At 45.0% G+C, this 21436-nt stretch carries 17 protein-coding genes and 1 tRNA gene; 13 read left to right on the top strand and 5 right to left on the bottom strand.

Annotated elements, in window-relative coordinates:
- The first annotated feature begins 12 nt into the window (after nucleotides 1-12).
- The 5 genes from prfA (at nucleotide 13) to kdsA (ending at nucleotide 4178) form a co-directional block, all read left to right on the top strand.
- Entirely contained in the window at nucleotides 13-1101 is a 1089-nt protein-coding gene (gene prfA, locus AB4405_RS06020; protein ID WP_372060043.1) for a peptide chain release factor 1, read from the top strand.
- Nucleotides 1102-1104: 3 nt separating this feature from the next.
- Complete coding sequence (gene prmC / locus AB4405_RS06015; RefSeq protein WP_372060042.1) at nucleotides 1105-1956, top strand: peptide chain release factor N(5)-glutamine methyltransferase; 852 nt, start codon at nucleotides 1105-1107, stop codon at nucleotides 1954-1956.
- Nucleotides 1957-2111: 155 nt separating this feature from the next.
- Nucleotides 2112-2495 carry a SirB2 family protein gene (locus AB4405_RS06010; protein WP_372060041.1) on the top strand — a complete coding sequence of 128 codons (384 nt, stop codon included), beginning with the start codon at nucleotides 2112-2114 and terminating at the stop codon, nucleotides 2493-2495.
- 3 nt (nucleotides 2496-2498) lie between these two features.
- Nucleotides 2499-3308: a SirB1 family protein gene (locus AB4405_RS06005; protein WP_102470835.1), complete on the top strand. Its 810-nt coding sequence runs from the start codon at nucleotides 2499-2501 to the stop codon at nucleotides 3306-3308.
- A gap of 18 nt (nucleotides 3309-3326) precedes the next feature.
- A complete protein-coding gene (kdsA, locus tag AB4405_RS06000; RefSeq protein WP_102470836.1) occupies nucleotides 3327-4178 on the top strand; it encodes a 3-deoxy-8-phosphooctulonate synthase in 852 nt (283 codons plus the stop codon).
- 130 nt (nucleotides 4179-4308) lie between these two features.
- On the opposite strand, the gene AB4405_RS05995 is transcribed toward kdsA, so the two are convergent.
- A complete protein-coding gene (locus AB4405_RS05995; RefSeq protein WP_372060040.1) occupies nucleotides 4309-5442 on the bottom strand; it encodes a diguanylate cyclase in 1134 nt (377 codons plus the stop codon).
- Nucleotides 5443-5916: 474 nt separating this feature from the next.
- Here AB4405_RS05995 and ushA point away from each other — a divergent pair, with 474 nt between their 5' ends.
- The gene (gene ushA / locus AB4405_RS05990; RefSeq protein ID WP_372060039.1) at nucleotides 5917-7584 is read left to right on the top strand and encodes a bifunctional UDP-sugar hydrolase/5'-nucleotidase UshA; all 1668 of its coding nucleotides are present in this window, start codon (nucleotides 5917-5919) and stop codon (nucleotides 7582-7584) included.
- Between the two features lie 83 nt (nucleotides 7585-7667).
- Nucleotides 7668-8144: a Cys-tRNA(Pro) deacylase gene (gene ybaK, locus AB4405_RS05985; RefSeq protein WP_372060038.1), complete on the top strand. Its 477-nt coding sequence runs from the start codon at nucleotides 7668-7670 to the stop codon at nucleotides 8142-8144.
- 152 nt (nucleotides 8145-8296) lie between these two features.
- Here the strand turns inward: ybaK and rluF are convergent, their stop codons facing one another.
- The 3 genes from rluF to AB4405_RS05970 all read right to left on the bottom strand — a co-directional run bounded on the left by rluF (nucleotide 8297) and on the right by AB4405_RS05970 (nucleotide 10280).
- The gene (rluF, locus tag AB4405_RS05980) at nucleotides 8297-9286 is read right to left on the bottom strand and encodes a 23S rRNA pseudouridine(2604) synthase RluF (RefSeq protein ID WP_372060037.1); all 990 of its coding nucleotides are present in this window, start codon (nucleotides 9284-9286) and stop codon (nucleotides 8297-8299) included.
- Between the two features lie 74 nt (nucleotides 9287-9360).
- Nucleotides 9361-9942, bottom strand: coding sequence for a DNA endonuclease SmrA (gene smrA, locus AB4405_RS05975; protein ID WP_372060036.1), 582 nt, complete (start codon nucleotides 9940-9942; stop codon nucleotides 9361-9363).
- A 197-nt stretch (nucleotides 9943-10139) separates the two neighbouring features.
- Entirely contained in the window at nucleotides 10140-10280 is a 141-nt protein-coding gene (locus tag AB4405_RS05970) for a DUF3149 domain-containing protein (protein ID WP_102470842.1), read from the bottom strand.
- Nucleotides 10281-10533: 253 nt separating this feature from the next.
- Here AB4405_RS05970 and AB4405_RS05965 point away from each other — a divergent pair.
- Nucleotides 10534-10610: transfer RNA gene (locus AB4405_RS05965), tRNA-Pro, on the top strand.
- An 84-nt stretch (nucleotides 10611-10694) separates the two neighbouring features.
- On the opposite strand, the gene AB4405_RS05960 is transcribed toward AB4405_RS05965, so the two are convergent.
- A complete protein-coding gene (locus AB4405_RS05960) occupies nucleotides 10695-11102 on the bottom strand; it encodes a hypothetical protein (RefSeq protein ID WP_102471013.1) in 408 nt (135 codons plus the stop codon).
- 459 nt (nucleotides 11103-11561) lie between these two features.
- Between AB4405_RS05960 and fdhF the strand changes: the two genes are divergently transcribed.
- From fdhF to AB4405_RS05935, 5 genes are all read left to right on the top strand, one after another.
- A complete protein-coding gene (fdhF, locus tag AB4405_RS05955; RefSeq protein ID WP_372060034.1) occupies nucleotides 11562-15680 on the top strand; it encodes a formate dehydrogenase subunit alpha in 4119 nt (1372 codons plus the stop codon).
- 463 nt (nucleotides 15681-16143) lie between these two features.
- Nucleotides 16144-17601 (top strand): YdiU family protein, encoded by a 1458-nt coding sequence (locus AB4405_RS05950; RefSeq protein ID WP_372060032.1) that lies wholly within the window; start codon nucleotides 16144-16146, stop codon nucleotides 17599-17601.
- A gap of 162 nt (nucleotides 17602-17763) precedes the next feature.
- On the top strand, nucleotides 17764-18492 hold the full coding sequence (locus tag AB4405_RS05945; RefSeq protein ID WP_102471010.1) for a response regulator: 729 nt from the start codon (nucleotides 17764-17766) through the stop codon (nucleotides 18490-18492).
- Between the two features lie 35 nt (nucleotides 18493-18527).
- Nucleotides 18528-19982 carry an ATP-binding protein gene (locus tag AB4405_RS05940; RefSeq protein WP_102471009.1) on the top strand — a complete coding sequence of 485 codons (1455 nt, stop codon included), beginning with the start codon at nucleotides 18528-18530 and terminating at the stop codon, nucleotides 19980-19982.
- Nucleotides 19983-20025: 43 nt separating this feature from the next.
- On the top strand, nucleotides 20026-21282 hold the full coding sequence (locus AB4405_RS05935; protein WP_102471008.1) for an ABC transporter substrate-binding protein: 1257 nt from the start codon (nucleotides 20026-20028) through the stop codon (nucleotides 21280-21282).
- Nucleotides 21283-21436 lie beyond the last annotated feature (154 nt).

Below are 21436 nucleotides of genomic sequence, written 5' to 3'. Positions count from 1 at the left end.
AAGACAGCAATTATGAAATCCTCCATCCTAATGAAATTGGAAACTCTGGTTGAACGCTACGAAGAAGTTCAACACCTGCTCGGTGATCCTGGCGTGATTGGCGATCAGAATAAATTCCGAGCGTTGTCGAGAGAGTATTCTCAGTTAGAAGAAGTGACACAGTGCTTCCAAGCCTACCAGCAAGCACAAGATGATCTTGCTGCGGCAGAAGAAATGGCAAAAGAAGATGACGCAGAAATGCGCGAAATGGCGCAAGAAGAAATTGCCGAATCTAAAGCGACAATTGAACGCTTAGCTGATGAACTTCAGGTTCTGTTATTGCCAAAAGACCCTAATGATGATCGTAACTGTTTCCTTGAAATCCGCGCCGGCGCGGGTGGTGATGAAGCGGGTATTTTTGCTGGCGACCTTTTCCGTATGTACAGCCGTTATGCAGAAAAGAAAGGCTGGCGCATCGAAGTCATGAGCTCAAATATCTCTGAGCAAGGTGGCTTTAAAGAAATGATTGCTAAAGTAACGGGCGAAGGTGCGTACGGTGTGCTTAAGTTTGAATCCGGTGGACATCGTGTTCAACGTGTTCCGGCTACCGAATCACAAGGTCGTGTGCATACTTCAGCATGTACGGTTGCTGTGATGGCAGAAGTACCAGAAGCAGAGATCCCAGAGATCAAAGCCGCTGATCTGAAGATTGATACTTTCCGTGCATCGGGAGCGGGTGGTCAGCACGTCAACACCACTGATTCTGCTATTCGTATTACTCACTTGCCAACCGGCACCGTTGTCGAATGTCAGGATGAACGCTCGCAACATAAGAATAAAGCGAAAGCAATGGCGGTACTTGCCGCGCGTATCACTCAAGCTGAAGTTGCAAAGCGTGCTGCTGAAGTCTCTGACACTCGTCGTAACCTATTGGGTTCTGGCGATCGTAGTGATCGCATTCGTACTTACAACTACCCACAAGGCCGAGTATCTGATCACCGTATCACGCTGACGTTATACCGTTTATCAGAAATCATGGAAGGCGATCTCCAAACCTTGATTGACCCTGTATTGACGGAACACCAAGCCGATCAGCTTGCGGCGCTTGCTGAGAATAACTAATTGATGATATTGGAATCATCTATTGAAGCGGTGCTCAAACGGGCATCGCTTGTTCTTTCGGAGTCAGGTAGTGATTCGGCTTCGCTTGATGCGGCCGTGTTACTTTGCCATGCCCTAGATAAGCCAAGAAGTTACCTTCTGACGTGGCCTGAAAAGTGTTTAACCGACGTGCAGTCTGCGCAGTTTGAATCCTTGTTAGCTCGAAGAGTGAAGGGTGAACCTGTCGCTTATATTCTTGGTGAGCGTGAGTTTTGGTCATTGCCACTCAATGTTGCCTCCAGCACACTGATCCCAAGACCTGATACCGAGCGACTAGTGGAATTAGCGCTAGATAAGGCGAGCACTCTAACGGGCGATGTCCTGGATTTAGGCACAGGCACAGGAGCGATCGCATTAGCGTTAGCGTCTGAGTTACCTGAGCGTCAGTTTGTGGGTGTTGACTATCAACAAGATGCAGTAGAGCTTGCCACTGGCAATGCGACTAAGCTCGGTCTGGGGAATGTCACGTTCTGTCAGGGCAGTTGGTTTACTCCTATTGACGACAAGAAACGATTTTCGTTGATTGTGTCTAACCCTCCTTATATCGATAAGCACGATCCCCATTTGTCTCAAGGTGACGTTCGGTTTGAACCATCAACGGCGCTTATTGCGGAAAATAATGGCTTAGCAGACATCGAGTTGATCTCAGCTCAGGCGGCATCGTTTTTATTGCCAAATGGATGGTTGATGTTCGAACACGGTTTTGAACAAGGAGCGGCGGTGCGATCTGTTTTGGAAAGTAATGGCTTTAAACATGTCATCACAGAACAAGATTATGCGGGTAACGACAGAGTCACACTTGGCCAATGGCAGTAGTGTGTAATTGATGATAGCTGGATAATAATCTGGCTTTACGCGGGTAGCTCTTAGAGTGGTAGAACCATAAGCAGTAACTGTAAGCCATAAAAATAAACTGTAATCCATAAAAATAAACAATAAGCCGAAAAATAATAACAGAGAGTAAAGTAGCTATGTATGAAGGACTAAAACATTTCCACTTGTTGACGATCGCACTGAGTGTTGCGCTGCTGTCTGTGAGATTTGGATTGATTATGATGAACTCACCAAAAGTGAATCATCCGTTTTTGAAGCGCTTCCCTCACATCAATGATTCGTTGCTACTGTTGTCAGGTATCGGACTTATCATGATTACTGGATTTATTCCGTTTACAGATGCCGCCCCATGGATGACAGAGAAAGTCACTTGTATCTTGGCTTACTTTGCGTTGGGTTTCTTTGCTTTAAAACTGGCCAAGAATAACTTACTTAGAATATGTGCATTTTTCGGTGCACTAGGATGGTTGATGATGGCAGCAAAGATTGCCATGTTCAAAACACCATTCTTAATGGGGTAAACGATGCTCGAACTGTTTGATGAAGATTTTGACGCCATCGCGTTAGTTGAAGGCGCTTTAATTTTAAATAAAGCTGTTGATCCAGACACTCAAAACCACTGGGCTGAGGCAGAATTAGCTCGTTTGCTAAAAGATGCTGAGCAAACTTTGGCACATGAAGTCGATGAGAAACAACGCTTTGATGCCTTGCTCAGGTTGTTCTATAAAGAATGGAACTTTGGTGGTGATACCGAGGCCTATTTTTCGTCTGAAAATGCCTTCATCGATAAGGTGCTTGAAAGAAGAAAGGGGGTACCGGTTAGCTTAGGTGCTATCTTGATCTATCTGGCGAGCAAGCTAGGCTTCCCTGTAGAGGCCGTGACATTTCCAACGCAGTTTTTGTTGAAAGTCACTTGGCCAAACGAAGCACCCTGTTATATCAATCCATATGATGGCGAGTATGTTGCAAAATCAACATTACGTGCGTGGCTGATTGGTAATGAAGGCCCCTTGGCTAAATTAGAATCGAAGCATCTTGCCGTGTCTGATAACCCAACGGTAATCGGTCGTTGGCTGGCGTTGTTAAAAAGCGCCTTGTTAAGAGAAGAAAAATATACACTCGCGTTGCGATGTACCGACCTTGCGCTGACGTTTGTTCCTGATGACCCGTATGAGATTCGAGACCGAGGCTATATTTATCAGCAGTTGGATTGCCATCAAGTTGCCGCCAGTGATTTCCAATACTTTATCGACCAATGCCCTGATGACCCCGCGATTGAATTACTGAAAACACAGGTATCAGCGATCAGCCGTGCGCCTGTTATCCTTCACTAAAAAATTAGAGAGTATCCAATGACAGTTAAAACCGTTCACGTAGGTGATATCCCAGTAGCGAATGACAAACCATTTACCCTCTTTGCTGGTATGAATGTGCTTGAATCGCGTGATATGGCGATGCAAATCTGCGAGCACTATGTAAAAGTGACTGAGAAACTAGGCATTCCATACGTTTTCAAGGCGTCATTTGATAAAGCAAACCGTAGCTCAGTACATTCTTATCGTGGCCCAGGCTTGGAAGAAGGCCTGAAAATCTTCCAGGAGCTAAAAGATACGTTCGGTGTGAAGATCATTACCGATATCCACAACGAAGCTCAAGCTCAGCCTGTCGCGGATGTGGTGGATGTGATTCAATTGCCAGCTTTTCTTGCTCGCCAGACAGACCTTGTCGAAGCAATGGCGAAAACCGATGCGGTCATTAACGTGAAGAAACCTCAGTTTATGAGCCCTGGTCAAGTTGGCAACATCGTTGATAAATTTGCCGAGTGTGGCAATGAGAAAATTATCCTATGTGAGCGTGGCGCGTGTCATGGTTACGACAACCTAGTGGTTGATATGCTGGGCTTTGGCGTGATGAAGAAAGTATCGAACGGCAGTCCGATCATTTTCGATGTGACACACTCACTACAGATGCGTGACCCTTCAGGTGCAGCCTCTGGTGGTCGTCGTGAACAAACGGTTGAATTAGCAAAAGCGGGTCTGGCGACAGGTATTGCAGGACTCTTTATTGAGGCGCATCCTAACCCAGACGCGGCGATGTGCGATGGACCATCGGCACTGCCACTCGATAAGCTTGAGCCGTTTCTAGCACAAATGAAAGCACTGGATGATCTTATCAAAGGCTTTGAACATATTGATATTCGTTAATCGATATTAAGTGTTTTATGTTGTGTAAATAAAAGCGGCCAATGGCCGCTTTTATTATGATCATTCAAGGCAAGTTTTTTAAGCTTTCCATTTATTCACCGGCATGACGCACCATTTTGAATGTTGCTAATTAACCCTTCCATTGAGGCATCACCGTTTGGTTTCTTCCGGATGCTTTGGCCTTATAAAGTGCCTTGTCAGCGTAATTGATCGCCGCTAACACGCTATCGTTATGATGGTTTGCAATGTAGACTCCGGCCGACACAGTGACGTTAGCATTTCCATTTGGGTTTGAGACCGAACATTTTTGACGTAGGTGTTCTACTTGCGACGCGATACGCTGAATATCTCCCTCGGGAAGGATAAGTAAAAACTCTTCACCTCCGTAACGAATCAATTGGCCGTTAGCCGGTTTATTTGAGGCGAGTACTGAAGCGACTTTTCTGATGATGAGATCCCCCGCATGGTGGCCGTCACGATCATTGACCTGTTTAAAATGATCGATATCTAACATCACGAATGTGAGGTTCAAAGGTCGAGGTGCCTGCTCTGCATGGTGAATCCATTGATTCAAATAATGGCGATTGTGGATTTTTGTCAAAGCGTCCGTTTCACTCATATCTTTAAGGCGTTGGGAGTAGGCCGCGAGTTTAATTGATTGACTGCGTATCTTCTGGCTCTCTTCAAATCGCGTTCTGGTTTCTAGTGCTCTACGATAACTGCCAAGAATGCAGAATAGGGCAGTGCTTAATACCACCATATAATGGTTTGATTCTTTCATGGCTTCGAGTTCAGCTAGGGCGGGGTGCACGTAAAGAATATAGGGCAAAATGATGCCAATGATCGCTGTCAATGAATAGCCAAATGAGAGTCGGGAAAAGGTGCCAATGTAGAGCATGAGTAAAATACTACCACTTTGGTAGTTGGTGTTTCCAAGGCTTAATGCAATGGCTCCAGCGAAATGAACAATGAGTCCAGCACTGATAAAAAGCGCGACTTCAAGTATGGGCAAGCATCGCCATTGGTATCTTGAAGCGCAATATAATAATACGGATGCACTGGTTGCGAGAAGGATACGGGCGGCGGCGACTGGGTCGGCATATTGTTGTAAAACGAGTTTGTCAGAAATGGTGAAAAGTAGAAAAACAACAATCGCCCCGTACATGAAATGTGCATAGGGTCGATAAATATGGGTGTCCAAAAATACACGATAACGTAATCGACGAAATGGATGCTCTTTTGTGAATAACAAAGAACCAAACAATACAACCACCCTTCACAGCACCTGTTGCCTTGGCAACGAAAACAATACTTCTCACTATAGTGACTAAGGCTATAGGCAGTGATAAAAAACCACAACATAAATCATACAAAACGTGTTCACTTTTTATGTTGTTAAATCGGTACCCTCCTCGTTATCCCCATCTTTGTAGTGAATACGTAACACTCTTAGCAAGAGTGGGTTTAACTTTATCGATATTGAAACTAATAATGTATGTAGTTAAATGTATGGGTGCCAGCTCAGCAACTTGTGACCCATGCATCATAAAAGTGAAATCAACATGTTATGTTTAAATGGTTAATTTAAACTAACGCAACTTTTTGTAATATTTCTAAGTATGTATATACATTGAAATTTAGCATGAATTGTTAATAATTATAAACCGTTTGTGAGTGGAAATATTCTTGATTACAAACGGTTAAAGCAGTGGAATCTCCTAAGTTCAAAGGTAGAACAATGAAAAATAGCCTTATATTAAAATCCGTACTTAGTGCGGCGATCATCGCATCACTTGCAGGATGCGCAACTCAACCAGAACATGAATGGAATGCCGATGAAACCTATAAGCTAACCGTTCTTCATACTAATGATCACCATGGCCGTTTTTGGCAAAACAAATACGGTGAGTACGGCATGGCTGCTCGTAAAACCCTGATCGACAGCATTCGTGCCGACGTAGAGGCCGAAGGTGGCAGCTTATTGCTTTTGTCTGGCGGTGATATTAACACCGGGGTTCCTGAATCAGACCTGCAAGATGCTGAACCAGACTTTAAGGGAATGAGTAAGATTGGCTACGATGCAATGGCATTGGGCAATCATGAGTTTGATAATCCTCTTGAAGTACTGTTTAAGCAAAAAGAGTGGGCGAATTTCCCAATGTTGTCTGCCAACATTTACGACAAGAAAACCGGTGAGCGCATGTTTGATGCTTACCAAATGTTTGACAAGCAAGGTATTAAAATTGCGGTTATTGGCTTAACAACCGAAGACACGGCGAAGATTGGTAATCCTGAATATATTGGGGGTATCGAGTTCCGTGACCCGAAAGTTGAGGCTAAAAAGCTCATTGCCGAACTAAAAGAAACAGAAAAACCCGATCTTATTTTTGCCGTGACTCACATGGGTCACTATGAAAATGGTGAGCGTGGAGTGAATGCACCGGGTGATGTTGCGTTAGCACGCTATCTTAATGAAGGCGACCTAGACATGATTGTCGGTGGTCACTCACAAGAGCCGGTCTGTATGGAAGGCCCTAATGTCGTTAAAAAGAACTTCAAGCCAGCGGATGAGTGTAAACCTGATACTCAAAACGGCACTTGGATTGTTCAAGCACACGAATGGGGCAAATACGTAGGTCGTGCCGACTATGAATTTAAAAACGGCGAACTCGACATGGTGAGCTACGATTTGATTCCGGTTAACCTGAAGAAAAAAGTCAAAGTTGACGGTAAAAAACAACGGGTGCTGATTGAAGGTGAGATTCAGGAAGATGCAGAATTACTTGCGTTCCTGACGCCGTATCAAGAAAAAGGCCAGGGTCAATTGGGTGAAAAAATTGCTGAAACAAATGGCAAGCTCGAAGGGGACCGTAATGTGGTTCGCTTTAAGCAGACTAACCTAGGTCGTTTGATTGGTATGTCTCATAAAGAGCGAGCTAAAGCCGATTTTGCGGTCATGAACTCTGGTGGCGTTCGCGACTCCATTGAGCAAGGCGATGTGACATACAAAGATGTCTTAACGGTTCAGCCGTTTGGTAACATCGTCACTTACACCGACATGAGCGGCGCGGAAGTGCTAGATTACTTGAATGTTGTCGCGCTAAAACCGGTTGATTCTGGTGCATACGCACAGTTTGCTGGTATCTCAATGACGGTAGGTAAAGAATCTGTTTCCGACGTTGTTATTAATGGTAAAGCACTAGACCCTAAAGCGACCTACAGATTTACGGTTCCTAGCTTTAATGCTGCGGGCGGTGATGGTTACCCTAAATTGAACAACCACCCTGGCTATGTGAATACTGGCTTTGTTGATGCTGAAGTGTTGAAAGACTACTTAGAAGCCAACAGCCCAATTGACGTCAATAAGTATGAGCCGAAAGGTGAGATCGTATACAAAATCAAATAGTCACTGATTGACTCTTTGTATGAGTCAGTTTAAAACTAAGCGGTGCCTTTGGTGCCGCTTTTTTTATTGTCTTGGGAACTGTTATGACACCTGCTATTAATCTTGCTAAAAAGAAGAAAATCAACCACGTTGTCCACCAATATCACCATGATCCAAGACACGAGAGCTACGGGCTTGAGGCGGTACAAGCCCTTGGACAAGACCCTGAAACCGTTTTTAAAACGCTACTGTTTTCACTAAATGGTGAGCCAAAAAACCTGGCGGTCGCGATCATTCCGGTCGAGGAAAAATTAAACTTAAAATTGGCGGCAAAAGCGGCGGGCGGCAAAAAAGCAGAGATGGCCGATAAAGACATTGCTCAGAAAGCGACGGGATATGTCTTAGGTGGTATCAGCCCGTTAGGACAAAAAAAGCTATTGCCTACTTTTATACACATTAGTGCTGAACTAAGAAAAACCATGTGTGTAAGCGCAGGAAAGCGAGGGCTTGAGATTGAGTTAGCGCCGCAAGATTTAGCGACGCTGACGCGTGGTGTCTTTGCTAATTTATGTGAGAGTTAGCTTACCGTCGCCCTAACGCAGGCAAATGCTTATTGTCTGCGGGAGCGGTTGTCTGCAAGTGTTATTGCTTACAGGAGCGATTACCTACAAGCGCTATTACCTACAAGCGCTATTACCAACAAAATTGATTGCCTATAGGCGCTCACAAGTGTCTATTTTTTTAACGACAAGGTTCCGCTAACACGAGCCTTCGGTTTGCTTGGTGTCGAGTTTTGACGAGGTTTATGCTCTGAATTAGGACGACCAGTACTAGGCTTATTGCGATTACTCTGTTTAGGCCCGCGTCTGAACTCATCGGCACCATGGCCCGAGAAGGTCTTCATTTTTTCTCGTTTTGCTTCGATACGAGCATCATGAAGTTTGGCATCGGTTGCTTTATTGATGCGTCGACCTGTCCCATCTTTTCTAGAGGCTTCTTCGGTACTGGATGACCCTTCACATAAGGCATGAATCTCTTGAACTTCTGCATCGCTAAGATAGCGCCACTGTCCGTTTGGAATACCATCAATACTGATGTTCATGATACGAACGCGACGGAGTTTAAGCACCTCGTAGCCTAGGGCTTCACACATGCGTCGAATCTGGCGGTTTAACCCTTGTGTCAGTGTGATTCGAAACGAGAACCGTGTTTCTTGTTCAACCGTACAAGGCAGCGTGACTGTGTCTAAAATCGCAACGCCAGCCGCCATGTTCTTAAGAAATTCTTTTGAAACGGCTTTATCAACACGCACCACATACTCTTTTTCGTGGTTGTTGCCTGCACGCAAGATTTTATTGACGATATCGCCGTCATTGGTCAGGAAAATCAAACCATCAGAGGGTTTGTCTAATCGACCGATAGGAAAAATACGTTTGCTGTGTCCAATAAAGTCGACAATGTTACCAGGTACATCACGCTCGGTAGTACAGGTAATACCGGTTGGCTTATTCAAGGCAATATAAACAGGTTTCTCTTTGCTTTTAACTGGCTTGCCATCGATTTCTACGTTGTCACCTGCCATCACTTTTGTCCCCATTTCTGGAGTGATACCGTTGATGGTGACTCGTTTCTGTTCAATCAGTCGATCCGCTTCACGACGAGAACAAAAACCAGTTTCACTGATGTATTTATTAAGACGTTTACCGTCAGCAGAGTTAGGCATGAGTTTATATTACTCTTGGTTGGTCAGACACAAATAAGGTCGCGTATTTTATACCCAAGTGAGTGACAAGTCACTCAACTCGTTCGTTTTTGGTGCCGTTCTCGATTATCGAGCCGTTTTTCAGGGCTTTTCCTCAGTAAAACGTACACCGCACCGCTTCCACCGTGAAATTGTTGGGCGCTGTGGACACATTGGACATCTTTTATTTGAGTCAGCCAGTGCGCCACATAGCTTTTGATTAATGCTGGTGGGTTAGAGCGCTCACCTTTGCCATGAACAATAATGATCGTTCGCACATCCAGTCGCATGCACTGCCTTAAAAAAGCGGTGACTTCGTCTCTCGCCTGACTGAGAGTCCGGCGATGGAGATCCAATTTAGCCTCTAGTGGGTATTTGCCTAAACGAAGTTTGCGATACACCCCTTCTTGCACGCCATCGCGCTTAAATTCGATAAGGGCTTCAGGTTTTAAGGGGGGAGCAGAATCCAATGATAAGTAATCAGGACATTGTTCTGACAGCCACAAGGCTGCATCGCGTTTTGCTAGTTGTGCTTCAGACACACGATGTTCTTTTTTCAGCTCAATCGTATCGTTTTCTAAGGGCTTAACATCGCCCATCATTTGTTGGAATAGCTCCAGATCATCATCTTGAGACATAACGTATCCCGGATAGGTCACACAGGTAAGAGAGTAGGATAACTAAAGTATATCTTAAGCTTGAGTTAGGGAAAATGAGAGGTGTTAAAAAAGAAGTGTATGTGCAATAAAAGTCCGGAGTGAACAATACATTCACTCCGGTGCGAAGCGTTGTCTATTCTTCAGCATTGTCGCTGTCGAGTAGTGGCTAAGCGATTCTAGTGAGGAGATTTGTCATTCATTACTTTGTAGATGAAGAAACCACCGTAAAACAACATAAGCCCAATGGCACCAAAAATAACGATCATTGATGACAGGCCTACCGCATTACCAAATAGGAGATTAAGCCAAAAATCCATGTTTCCTCCAAAGCTAGATGACAGATTGATGCTACTGTGCGGTTAAAAATTAGACACTGATCTGGATCAATTGAGAATAATTCGTTAATGATTTGTGTCTAACTGTGTGTGCTTGGTCACTATTTACGATTTATTGGTTGATACTTGAGCAAACGATCATTTGGCACAAAAAAGATGTGCTAAATGACTTGCGTCAAAAAAAATAATCAGTAATATACGAATCCGTTGCTTAGCAAGACTCAATGCAACATCTCGGTGAATAGCGCAGCTTGGTAGCGCATCTGGTTTGGGACCAGAGGGTCGGGGGTTCGAATCCCTCTTCACCGACCACATTTTAAAGCCTCGTCAGAAATGACGGGGCTTTTTTACGTCTATCTGAAATGAAATCGGAGCGTTTGGATTGAGAGTAGAGATTTAGCTGAATACTGGCTGCAGTTTCAAACGTGCAATTAATGCTTCAATGCCAAGCACAGCAAAGATGATCGCGAAAAATGCGACTACACCACTAAATGCGCCGGTAAATGCCACGTGCTGCTTGAAAATCAGGGCGATAATGGCCATAGCGGCAAACTTCGAACCCACTAAAATGATATAAGACGAGATACCACGCTTTAGTTTTGGGAAGGTTTGATGGCGTAAAAAGTGCGATGCCATGACCTTTTCTAGCGATATTGCCCCTTTGAGCATACTGGCGAGGATAATAGAAGCTAATACAGCAACCTCCAAGCTAGCAATGAAAACCCAATCCCAAGAAGCGTGCAAGCTAAGCATAACAGCAGTCGTGATAACCGAACTCAGGGCGATATCTTTAAGCAATGTCATTGGTGATCCTCTATTCATTTATTACGGTGTTGATGAACAGAAGCATAGCAATGAAGTTTGTACCAAATTTACCATTATACGCCACTCAAGGTCTCGTTTTAGAACGGACAATATTTATCCTTTCTGTATGTGTGGTTATAATAAACACAGATAGCTCCTATTTTAAGTCTCTATGATAGAGATCCCCAGCGAGCACCCAAAATTCTCTTTTTAACTTGTTCGACCACTGTGTTGCTGACTGTTGTTTCAGGGCATTGCTAATGGTTCGTTATAACCTGATTCTCAAATCCATACTGACTATGTGGACATGCATGTATTTGTATGATTAATTGTATTTGTATGATGAATTAGGTTCGCCCGAATTAGCTTAGCAATTCTCTGCTTATGCTAGCAAGGTTCTGCTTTAAAGCGCAGAGCACAGTGGGCCATGTGTCAATGATTTTAAAGAGATGGCTCTATATGAATGTAACAATTAATGGTCAAACTTACCTATTGCGTGAGCAAAAGAGTATCTTGGATGTCGCAAAAGATATTCAAATTGATGTCCCTTCACTGTGCTCTATCAGTCAGCATCCTAATAAACAGTCGTGCGATTTGTGCGTTGTGGAAATCGTGGGCAAAGGTATTGTAAAAGCATGCGCGACCTGCATTGAGGACGGGATGACGATAGTCACTCAATCAGCGCAAATTAATACACTGCGCCGCCAAGCTTTAAATCGTATATTTGCCGATCATAATGCTGATTGTGAAGCCCCTTGCAAAGTTGCATGTCCCGCCAACGTAGACATACAAACCTATCTCTATCACATTGCGCAACAAGACCACTCTAAAGCGGTTGAGGTCATCAAAGATACACTGCCGATGCCTATCTCCATTGGTCGTGTGTGCCCTGCATTTTGTGAGCATGAATGTCGCCGTAGCTTAGTCGATGAACCTGTGGCGATTCGGCAATTAAAGCGCCACGCTGCTGATATTGATTTATCGCTTTCGGAACAATTTACACCTGAAAAGCGGCCATATAACGGTCACCGCGTCGCGGTCGTGGGGGCTGGGCCTGGAGGTTTAGCTTGCGGCTATTACTTAAGCTATCAAGGTTTCGCTGTGGATGTGTTTGAGTCCATGCCCGAAGCCGGCGGCTGGCTGCGTTACGGTATCCCTGAATACCGGCTACCTAAAGCAACGCTAGACAAAGAAATTGAACTAATGTGCCGCGGTGGCATGCGAATTCATACCGACACCAAGCTAGGTAGCGACATGACGCTGGATGAGCTCACCGATAACTATGAAGCGGTGTGTTTAGCGGTTGGGGCAACGAAGGCCGTCAATATGCCTTACTCAGGCTCCGATCTACCGGGATGTATCTTAGGCGTCGACTTTCTTAAAGACATGATGACTAACCAATCATTTAAAGTCGGAAAAAAGGTCGCCGTCATTGGTGGCGGCAATACCGCGATTGATTGTGCTAGAACTGCGATTAGAGAGGGGGCGAAAACAACCATTATCTATCGACGAACCCGCCATGAAATGCCCGCTGAACTGCATGAGATTGAAGCCGCAGAACTTGAGGGAGTTAGGTTTCGATTTTTAACGAATCCAGTAGAAAATATGGCTGATTCAGATGGGCGAGTCAACCAGATTGAGCTAGAAATCATGGAGCTTGGTGAGCCTGATAGCTCAGGTCGAAGGCGACCAGTGTCAACGGGGAAAACCATCATCGAGTCATTTGATACAGTGATTTCCGCACTGTCACAAAAACCGGATGCGGACTTCTTAAAAGCGGCGAAGCATTCGTTGCCACTCACTGATTGGGGCACGGCGGCGTCTGATTCCGAATCGATGCATCATGGCTACAATATTTACAGCATTGGTGATTTTAGACGAGGCCCTGCCACGGCTATCGAGGCGATTGCTGATGGAAAAAAAGCCGCAGATGCGATCGAGCGCTTTATCCTTCAGGGGCACTTTAAGCCTGAGCGGACTCAATTCAACAGCCATAAAGCGGAACGGATTAGCCTTGTTAGGCAAACTGAATACCTGCAAGAACCCGCGCGACCACGAGCTCAGGCTGAGCAATTAGATGTCGATGCGTGTCAAACCACCTATAAAGAGGTTGAGCTCGATATCGACAGTGAACGAGCGATATCGGAAGCGGCGCGATGCCTTGAGTGTGGTTGCCAAGCGAATACACAGTGTGACCTGCGCGATTATGCGACTGAATATCAGGTGGACTACCGAGAGATTGATACGAATGAACGTAAAATGTTCCCGGTAGACAAGTCGAGTGAATTTATTGTGTTTGATGCAAACCGCTGCATTAGTTGCGGCTCTTGTGTCCACGCCTGTCAAACAGAATCAGTACACGGTATCTTGAATTTTTCTGAATCTTCTCACCGACCAAGCTTTCCTGACAATGCCATGATGGGTGACAGTAATTGTGTCCAATGTGGGGCGTGTGTCCAGGTTTGCCCAACCGGTGCGTTGGTGGATAAACGAGATAAGTCCCACAGCCGTATCGAAATGCTGACACCAGTGAAAACTATCTGTACATACTGCGGTGTTGGTTGTCGAGTTGAGCTGTATGTAGATGCGAGTAGCAATAAAATTCGTTATGTGAAAGGCGACAAAACATCACCTGTGAATCAAGGCATGCTCTGTGTTAAAGGGCGATTTGGTTTTGACTTTATTGACAGCGAAGAACGGCTAACTACGCCTTTGATCCGAAAGTCTGGGAAGCTTGAGCCCGCGTCGTGGTCGGAAACGATAGACTACGTGGCCAACAAGTTTTCCAAAATTAGGGCGATGCACGGTAGTGACAGTTTAGCGGGATTCTCGTCGGCGAAGACGACGAATGAGGACAACTATGCCTTCCAAAAACTGCTTCGTCGTGAGTTTGGTACCAATAACATCGATCACTGTGCTCGTCTGTGCCACGCATCAACGGTGACTGGCTTGGAAGCCGCATTCGGTAGCGGTGCGATGACGAATGACATCCCGAGCATTAAGCACTCGGATGTTATTTTTATCATTGGCTCTGACACCAGCGCAGCGCACCCCATTATTGGTTCTCATATTAAACAAGCGGTGGCAGATGGGGCGACATTGGTCGTTGCCGATCCTAAGCGGATTGATATGGTTGACCATGCCTCGCTTTACTTGCGCCACCGTCCAGGAACCGACGTGATGCTGCTCAATGCCATCATGCACCAAATTGTCCTTAATGGATGGCAAGATGATGAATATATCGCCGACCGAACAGAAGGGTACCGTGAGTTTGTTCTGGAGATAAATAAACCGGCTTATTCTGCCAGCAATGCAGAACTGATTACCGGAGTGCCTGCCGCTGATATTGAAAAAATGGCACAGATAATCGGTACGGCCAACGTCAGTTCGGTCTACTACTCAATGGGAATTACTCAGCATACAACAGGACATGACAACGTTCGTTCTATTGCAAACCTACAAATGTTATGTGGCAACGTTGGTATAGAAGGTGGAGGGATTAACCCACTTCGCGGTCAGTCTAATGTACAGGGCTCGTGTGATATGGGCGCATTACCGACAGATTATCCTGGTTATCAAAAGGTCACTAATCCAGAGGTGCAAGCGAAGTTTGCAAAGGCTTGGCATAGCCAAGATCTGCCGAAAGATCGTGGATTAACACTGACAGAAATAATTGATGCAGCGTGTGACGGTAACATGAAAGCCCTCTACGTCATGGGAGAAAATCCCGTATTGAGCGACCCGGATCAAGCGCATGTTTTGAAAGGCTTAAAAAACCTCGATTTCTTAGTGGTGCAGGACATTTTCTTAACCGAAACGGCTCAGTTGGCGGACGTTGTCCTGCCTTCTTATTCGTTTGCTGAGAAAGCGGGGCACTTTACGAATACCGAGAGGCGGGTCCAGCGACTTGTTCCTGCCGTGAAGGCGCCAGGGGAAGCGATGGAGGATTGGCGAATCATTCAACACATTGCCAATGCAATGGGAGGGGAGTGGCAGTATCAAACCGTACAAGACATTACGGAAGAAATCGCGCAAGTTACTCCTCAATATAAAGGAATTCGCTGGGAATCAATTGGTGGGAATGGGTTGCAATGGCCATGTAATGACGTCAAGCCATTTGGTACTCGTATCATGCACAAAGACCAGTTTATTCGAGGTAAGGGAGCGATGGCCGCGATTCCATTTGAATATGCCGCAGAGTTACCCGATGAAGCGTTCCCATTGACGCTGACCACTGGTCGTTTACTTGAACAGTTCCATACTGGAACGATGACGAGAAAAACAAAAGGGCTAGACAATTTAGCCGGCCCTAGAGTGATGATTAGTGTAGAAGATGCAGAGCGTCTTGATATTGGTAACGGCGAATCGGTGACATTGATATCTCGGCGTGGAGAAATTTCAGCCCCAGCATTTGTGACCAAAAAAATGCAACAAGGTGTGGTATTTGTTCCGTTCCATTTTGCTGAGTCAGCCGCCAATAAACTCACGAATACGGCCACAGACCCTTACGCCAAAATCCCTGAATTTAAAGTGTCTGCGGTTCGTTTGGAAAAAACTCGAGAGGTTATTTTGACTTAAAAATCGACATTAGGAATCATTGCATAAGAAATATCGATATAAGTTGATGTAAACAGCAGGGGAGTCCCCTTGCTTTCTCCCTAAATTCAGTGCCAATGACATACATTGTTGGCACTAATTCAAAGATTTGCGTTAACAATATTGAAAAAATAGCAATTTCGTTCTAAATTGTAATTGTAGTGTAATAAAAAGGAGAAATTGCCTATGCATCATGAAATGATTCAACCGTCTAACTTTGGCGTTATCAGCCGTACTTGCTTGTTCTCACTAGGCACAGTTGTTGCCATACTTGCGCTGATTTAATCACGCATGCTTTCTTAGAGGACAGTTCAAATTCCAGTTAAGTATTGGGATCTGGGTGCTCCTCTAGGCAAAAGACCCTTCTTTTAGTTGCTTTTTTATCAATTTCCTCCCGCTATACTCTTATTACACCTTATTTATTTGATGTAAAAGGGACTGAATTATGTCCATCTGGGATAGTGTCGACATATCAACTCGTTATTCTGAGTTTCCTGCTAGTTTTTATACCCCGGTCAACCCAACGCTTTTAAAAGCACCGCAGTGGGTGGCTTGGAACCGCGACCTTGCCAAAGACCTGCGACTGCCTAGCGTGGCAAACGAGTACCCTGAATTGCTCTCTGTGTTATCCGGTAGCCAACCCCTTGATGCCTTCACACCATTGGCAATGAAATATGCAGGCCATCAGTTTGGTGTTTATAACCCAGACCTTGGGGATGGTCGTGGATTACTGCTGGGCGAAATAAAAGACCGCTACGGCAACGTTCAAGATGTCCACATAAAAGGCGCTGGGAAGACACCATATTCAAGAATGGGGGATGGTCGCGCAGTGCTTCGCTCGACGATTCGCGAGTATTTATGCAGTGAAGCGATGTATGGGCTTGGTATCCCGACAACGCGAGCGTTAGGTATGATGGTCAGTGATACGCCGGTCTATCGTGAACGAGTTGAACAAGGTGCACTGTTGATACGACTATCTGAGAGCCATGTTCGTTTTGGTCACTTTGAGCATTTCTTCTATTCGGGTCAACACAGTGAGTTAAAACTCTTAGTTGATAAGGTCATTGAATGGCATTTTTCAGATAGCCTAAAACACGAACATGTTTATGCTGACTTCTTTACGCAGGTTGTTGAAAAAACAGCTGTCATGATAGCGGGGTGGCAATCGGTGGGCTTCGCGCACGGTGTAATGAATACCGACAATATGTCTATTTTAGGGCAGACCTTTGATTATGGTCCATTTGGATTCTTGGATGATTATGAGCCTGGGTATATTTGTAATCATTCCGATTACCAAGGGCGCTATGCTTTTGATAACCAGCCTTCGATCGCATTGTGGAACCTAACGGCATTAGCACACGCGTTATCGCCTTTGATCGACCGAGAGCATCTGGATGCCGCTTTGCAGCATTTTACCCCCACTCTACAGCGCGAATATAGCCAAAAAATGCGCGCTAAATTGGGTATTTTAAGTAAACTCCCAGAAGATGGGGCGTTCTTTAACGAGACCTTTGACTTCCTCGAGCGTCATCATGTGGATTTTTGCCTATTTTTCAGAGCACTTTCTAATCTTGATACTCAGAATCGTTCAACGGTTATCGATCTTTTTCACGATCGTGAGGGAGCGGAGGCGTGGCTGGAGATATATTTATCCAGAGTTGAGCTGGAAAGTTTGTCTAATGTCGAGCGATGCGCCAGAATGCGCGCAGTTAACCCAAAGTACATCTTACGCAACTATCTGGCTCAACAGGCGATAGAGTCTGCTGAGCACGGTGACTTTTCATTAGTTGATGACTTAATTTACGTATTGAAGACACCGTATGATGAACATGTTAATCATGCCTCGTTTGCTAGTTTGCCACCCGATTGGGGAAAGAAGATGGAAATTAGTTGCTCTTCATAAGGTTGAGCAAAGAATGAAGTATTGGTTTTCGTCATACTTGTTAAGTGTCACATTCGTGATCTTAGTCAAGATTGGTGTACTGTTTTTATTAATGAAGCGATGATAAACAAAGGCGCAAAGCCTTACAATATAGCCACTGAATATAGCCATTAAGGATTGGAAATGCAGTCAAAGACACACATTCTTGTAGTAGATGACGATGAGGAGATCCGTTCATTACTTGACGAGTATTTGAGTAAATCGGGTTTCCAGGTCACCACCGCAGAAGATGGTGTCGAAATGGAGCTGTTCATTAAGGCCAAAGGCTATCCTGATTTGATTTTGTTAGACGTTATGTTGCCGGGGGATGATGGCTTTGCGTTATGCCAGCGAGTTCGCCGGGATTCGCAGGTGCCGATTATCATGTTAACGGCGGTATCGGATGAAACCGATCAGATTATCGGCCTTGAGATTGGCGCTGATGATTACATTGCAAAACCATTTAGCCCTCGTCAGTTAATGGCTCGAATCAAAGCGTTGTTAAGGCGTGCGCATATCAATGATGATAAGTCAGATGAACTGCCGCCACGAACCATCGATTTTGGTGAATGGCGACTGGATGCGTTGTCTCAGCGTATGGTGAACCGTGTGACGGGGCGACATCATGACTTATCGGGAAGTGATTTTGCGTTGTTGATGCTGTTTTTATCCAAACCTAACGAAGTTTTAGATAGAGATACAATATCTTTTGCGACTCGTGGTAGAGAAGCGCTGCCTTTTGAACGTGGCATTGATGTTCAGCTGAGCCGTATACGAAACCGTTTAGGCAAGAGTAAAGAATTTCCTCATTACATCAAAACGATGCGTGGTAACGGCTACATCTTATCGGTTGCTGTGGAATATGGGTACTAGGTGAACGTAATGTTCATGCACAAGGTAATAGAAAGATGTCTCGTTCTCGTTGGTTAAGGCGCTTTAACCTCAACTCGCTTGTTGCGCGCACACTGTTGTTGACCTTATTAGCGGTGGTCTGTTCGCAAGGCGTAATGACGGCTATTTGGTATCAAAAAACCAAACAAGATGAATTGGCCGGTATTCGTGATACGTCCGCGAGTATGGCCAACATGTTCGCTTCGACGGTGACTTTCTTCCAGAAGCTACCGATAAAGTATCGGCATATCGTACTTGATCAGATTCGTAATATGGGCGGAACTCGCTTCTTTGTATCATTCAACAAAGAAGAACTGATCGTTGACCCCATTCCGGACACGCCGTTGAAATTAGCCTCGATGACAGCCGTTAGAGATGTTCTCAATGAGAATCTTCCTTCGATTCAAGCCGTCAGTGTTGAATTTTCCAAAGCAGAGAATTTACGGCTGCTTAAGAATGATATTTTTCTTGATGATCTCCCAAAATCTTGGGCGCACCACACTCTCACATTAGGCCCGCTAGATCCTCCTGTGTTAGTCGTACAGCTTAAAATCGCCCAAGGAGAATGGCTATATATTGCGGCTTTGCTGCCATCACCTTACATCCAGCTTGATGACACCATGTTGTCCCAAGATCAAATGGTGTTCTTATTTACTTCTACTACGTTGTTGTTGCTATTGACGTTCTTATTAGTGCGTGCGCAAGTCAAGCCTCTAAGGCGATTAGCCAAGGCGGCTAATGACATGAGCATGGATATTGATCAACCTCCGTTGCAAGAGCAGGGCGCAACAGAGTTAGTCACGGCAACGCGTGCCTTTAACCGAATGCAGACTCGAATCCGCAAGTATATTGCCGATCGGGAACATCTCTTTTCTTCTATCTCCCATGATCTTAAAACGCCAATTACCCGTCTTAGGTTACGTGCTGAATTGCTCGATGAGGATATAAAGCGAGACAAGTTTAACCAAGATTTGGATGAACTAGAGATGATGGTCAAAGGGGCATTACAGTGTGTGCGTGATACTGATTTGCATGAAAATAATGCTTATGTCGACCTGAATGACATTATTCGCAGCGTCTCTGAGACCCATAACCAAGTGCATACCTTGGTGTCACTCACATCAGAGCCTATCGAACCATTTATTGCCAAGCCGCTTGCGATTAAGCGAGTACTGACAAACCTTGTCGATAATGCAGTGAAATATGGAGAGAAAGCCTTTATCACGGTAGAAGAAAACCCTAAGTGGATCATTATTACTATCTTGGATAAAGGGCCGGGAATCCCAGAAGAAAAGATTGAAGCGGTTTTTGAGCCTTATGTGCGATTGGCAACAGATAAAGATGGGCATGGCCTTGGATTGGGAATATGCCGTAGTATCCTCCATGGATTAGGAGGCGATCTCATCGTGCGAAATGCTGATTTTGGAGGGTTGGAGGTTCAGGTCTTTATCCCGCCAAATTTAGAAGCCTAGCATTGTCTTAAACGACGTTCTATCCAAAAGATACGTGAAAAAAATGAAATTAAACAATACGTTACTAACATTGTCGTTACTCTCTTCTGCTGTAATGCCAAGTCTTGTCTCTGCTGGCGAAGTTGAGGTCTTACACTGGTGGACCTCCGGTGGTGAGGAAAAGTCTGTTCAGCCGCTAAAAGAACAGCTTGAGGAGCAAGGACATACTTGGAAAGATTTTGCTGTTGCTGGTGGCGGTGGTGAGACGGCGATGACGGTATTAAAAACGCGCGCAGTGTCTGGTAACCCTCCCTCGGCGGCTCAAATAAAAGGCCACGATATACAGGAGTGGGGTAGCCTAGGTTTTCTGACTAACCTCGACGATGTTGCAGATGAGGGGAAGTGGGACCAAAAGGTGCCTAAAATTGTTACCGATATAATGAAATACGATGGTGAGTACGTCGCGGTGCCTGTCAATATTCACCGTGTAAACTGGTTATGGGCGAACCCGGAGGTATTGAAAAAGTCCGGAGTGGAAGTTCCGACCACATTAGATGAATTCTTTGTTGCCGCTGAAAAAATTAAAGCAGCAGGTTACCTACCGTTGGCAAACGGAATAGGCTCTTGGCAAGACGCGACCATGTTTGAAGCCATTGCTCTGAATGTTCTCGGTACGGAAGGGTACATTAAGGCATTTGTTGACCTTGATCTTAAGATGCTCTCTAGTGACAAGATGGTTGAGGCGTTGATCAAGTTTAAAAAATTGCGCAATTATATGGATGCAGGAGCGCAAGAACGCTCTTGGAACGCCGCCACCTCAATGGTTGCCAATGGCGAAGCTGCAATGCAGATCATGGGCGACTGGGCGAAAGGCGAGTTTATTGCAGCCGGCAAAGTACCAGGCAAAGATTTTATTTGTGTACCAGTGCCCGGCACCGCCAGCCAATTTTCTTATAATATCGATAGCTTTGCGTTTTTTGACTTAAAAGACAGCGGTGACGTTGACGCTCAAAAAGCATTGGCTGCAGCGATTCTAGATAAGTCTTTTCAAGAAACCTTTAATCTAAAAAAAGGCTCGTTGCCTGCTCGAACGGATTTAGATATGTCTAAGTTTGATCAGTGTTCCCTTGATTCAATGACAAGCTTTCGTGCCGCTGAAAAAACCGGTGATTTGGTACCAAGTGTATCTCAAGGCATGGCGACGACAAGCTATGTACAGGGCGCTATCTTTGATGTCGTAACGGACTTTTTTAATAACCCCAACGCGGACCCGGAACAAACAGCAAAGAAACTCGCACAGACAGTAAAAGCCTCTATTTAATGACGGTATTCTAATCAAGAGGATAAGCCTTCTAATCAAGAGGGTAAGTGAGTTAACAAAAATAAACGGCTGACCTCAACAATGAATGAAGTCCACAACGTGCAGAGTGTCTATCTGCACGTTTATCATCGTAATATTCTCTATTCTCTATTCT

It is taken from the genome of Vibrio sp. 10N.261.51.F12 (assembly GCF_041471725.1).
Taxonomy (GTDB): Bacteria; Pseudomonadota; Gammaproteobacteria; order Enterobacterales; family Vibrionaceae; genus Vibrio.
The sequence above is the reverse complement of the archived record's forward strand: the minus strand, read 5'-3'. Positions and strand labels throughout refer to the sequence as shown.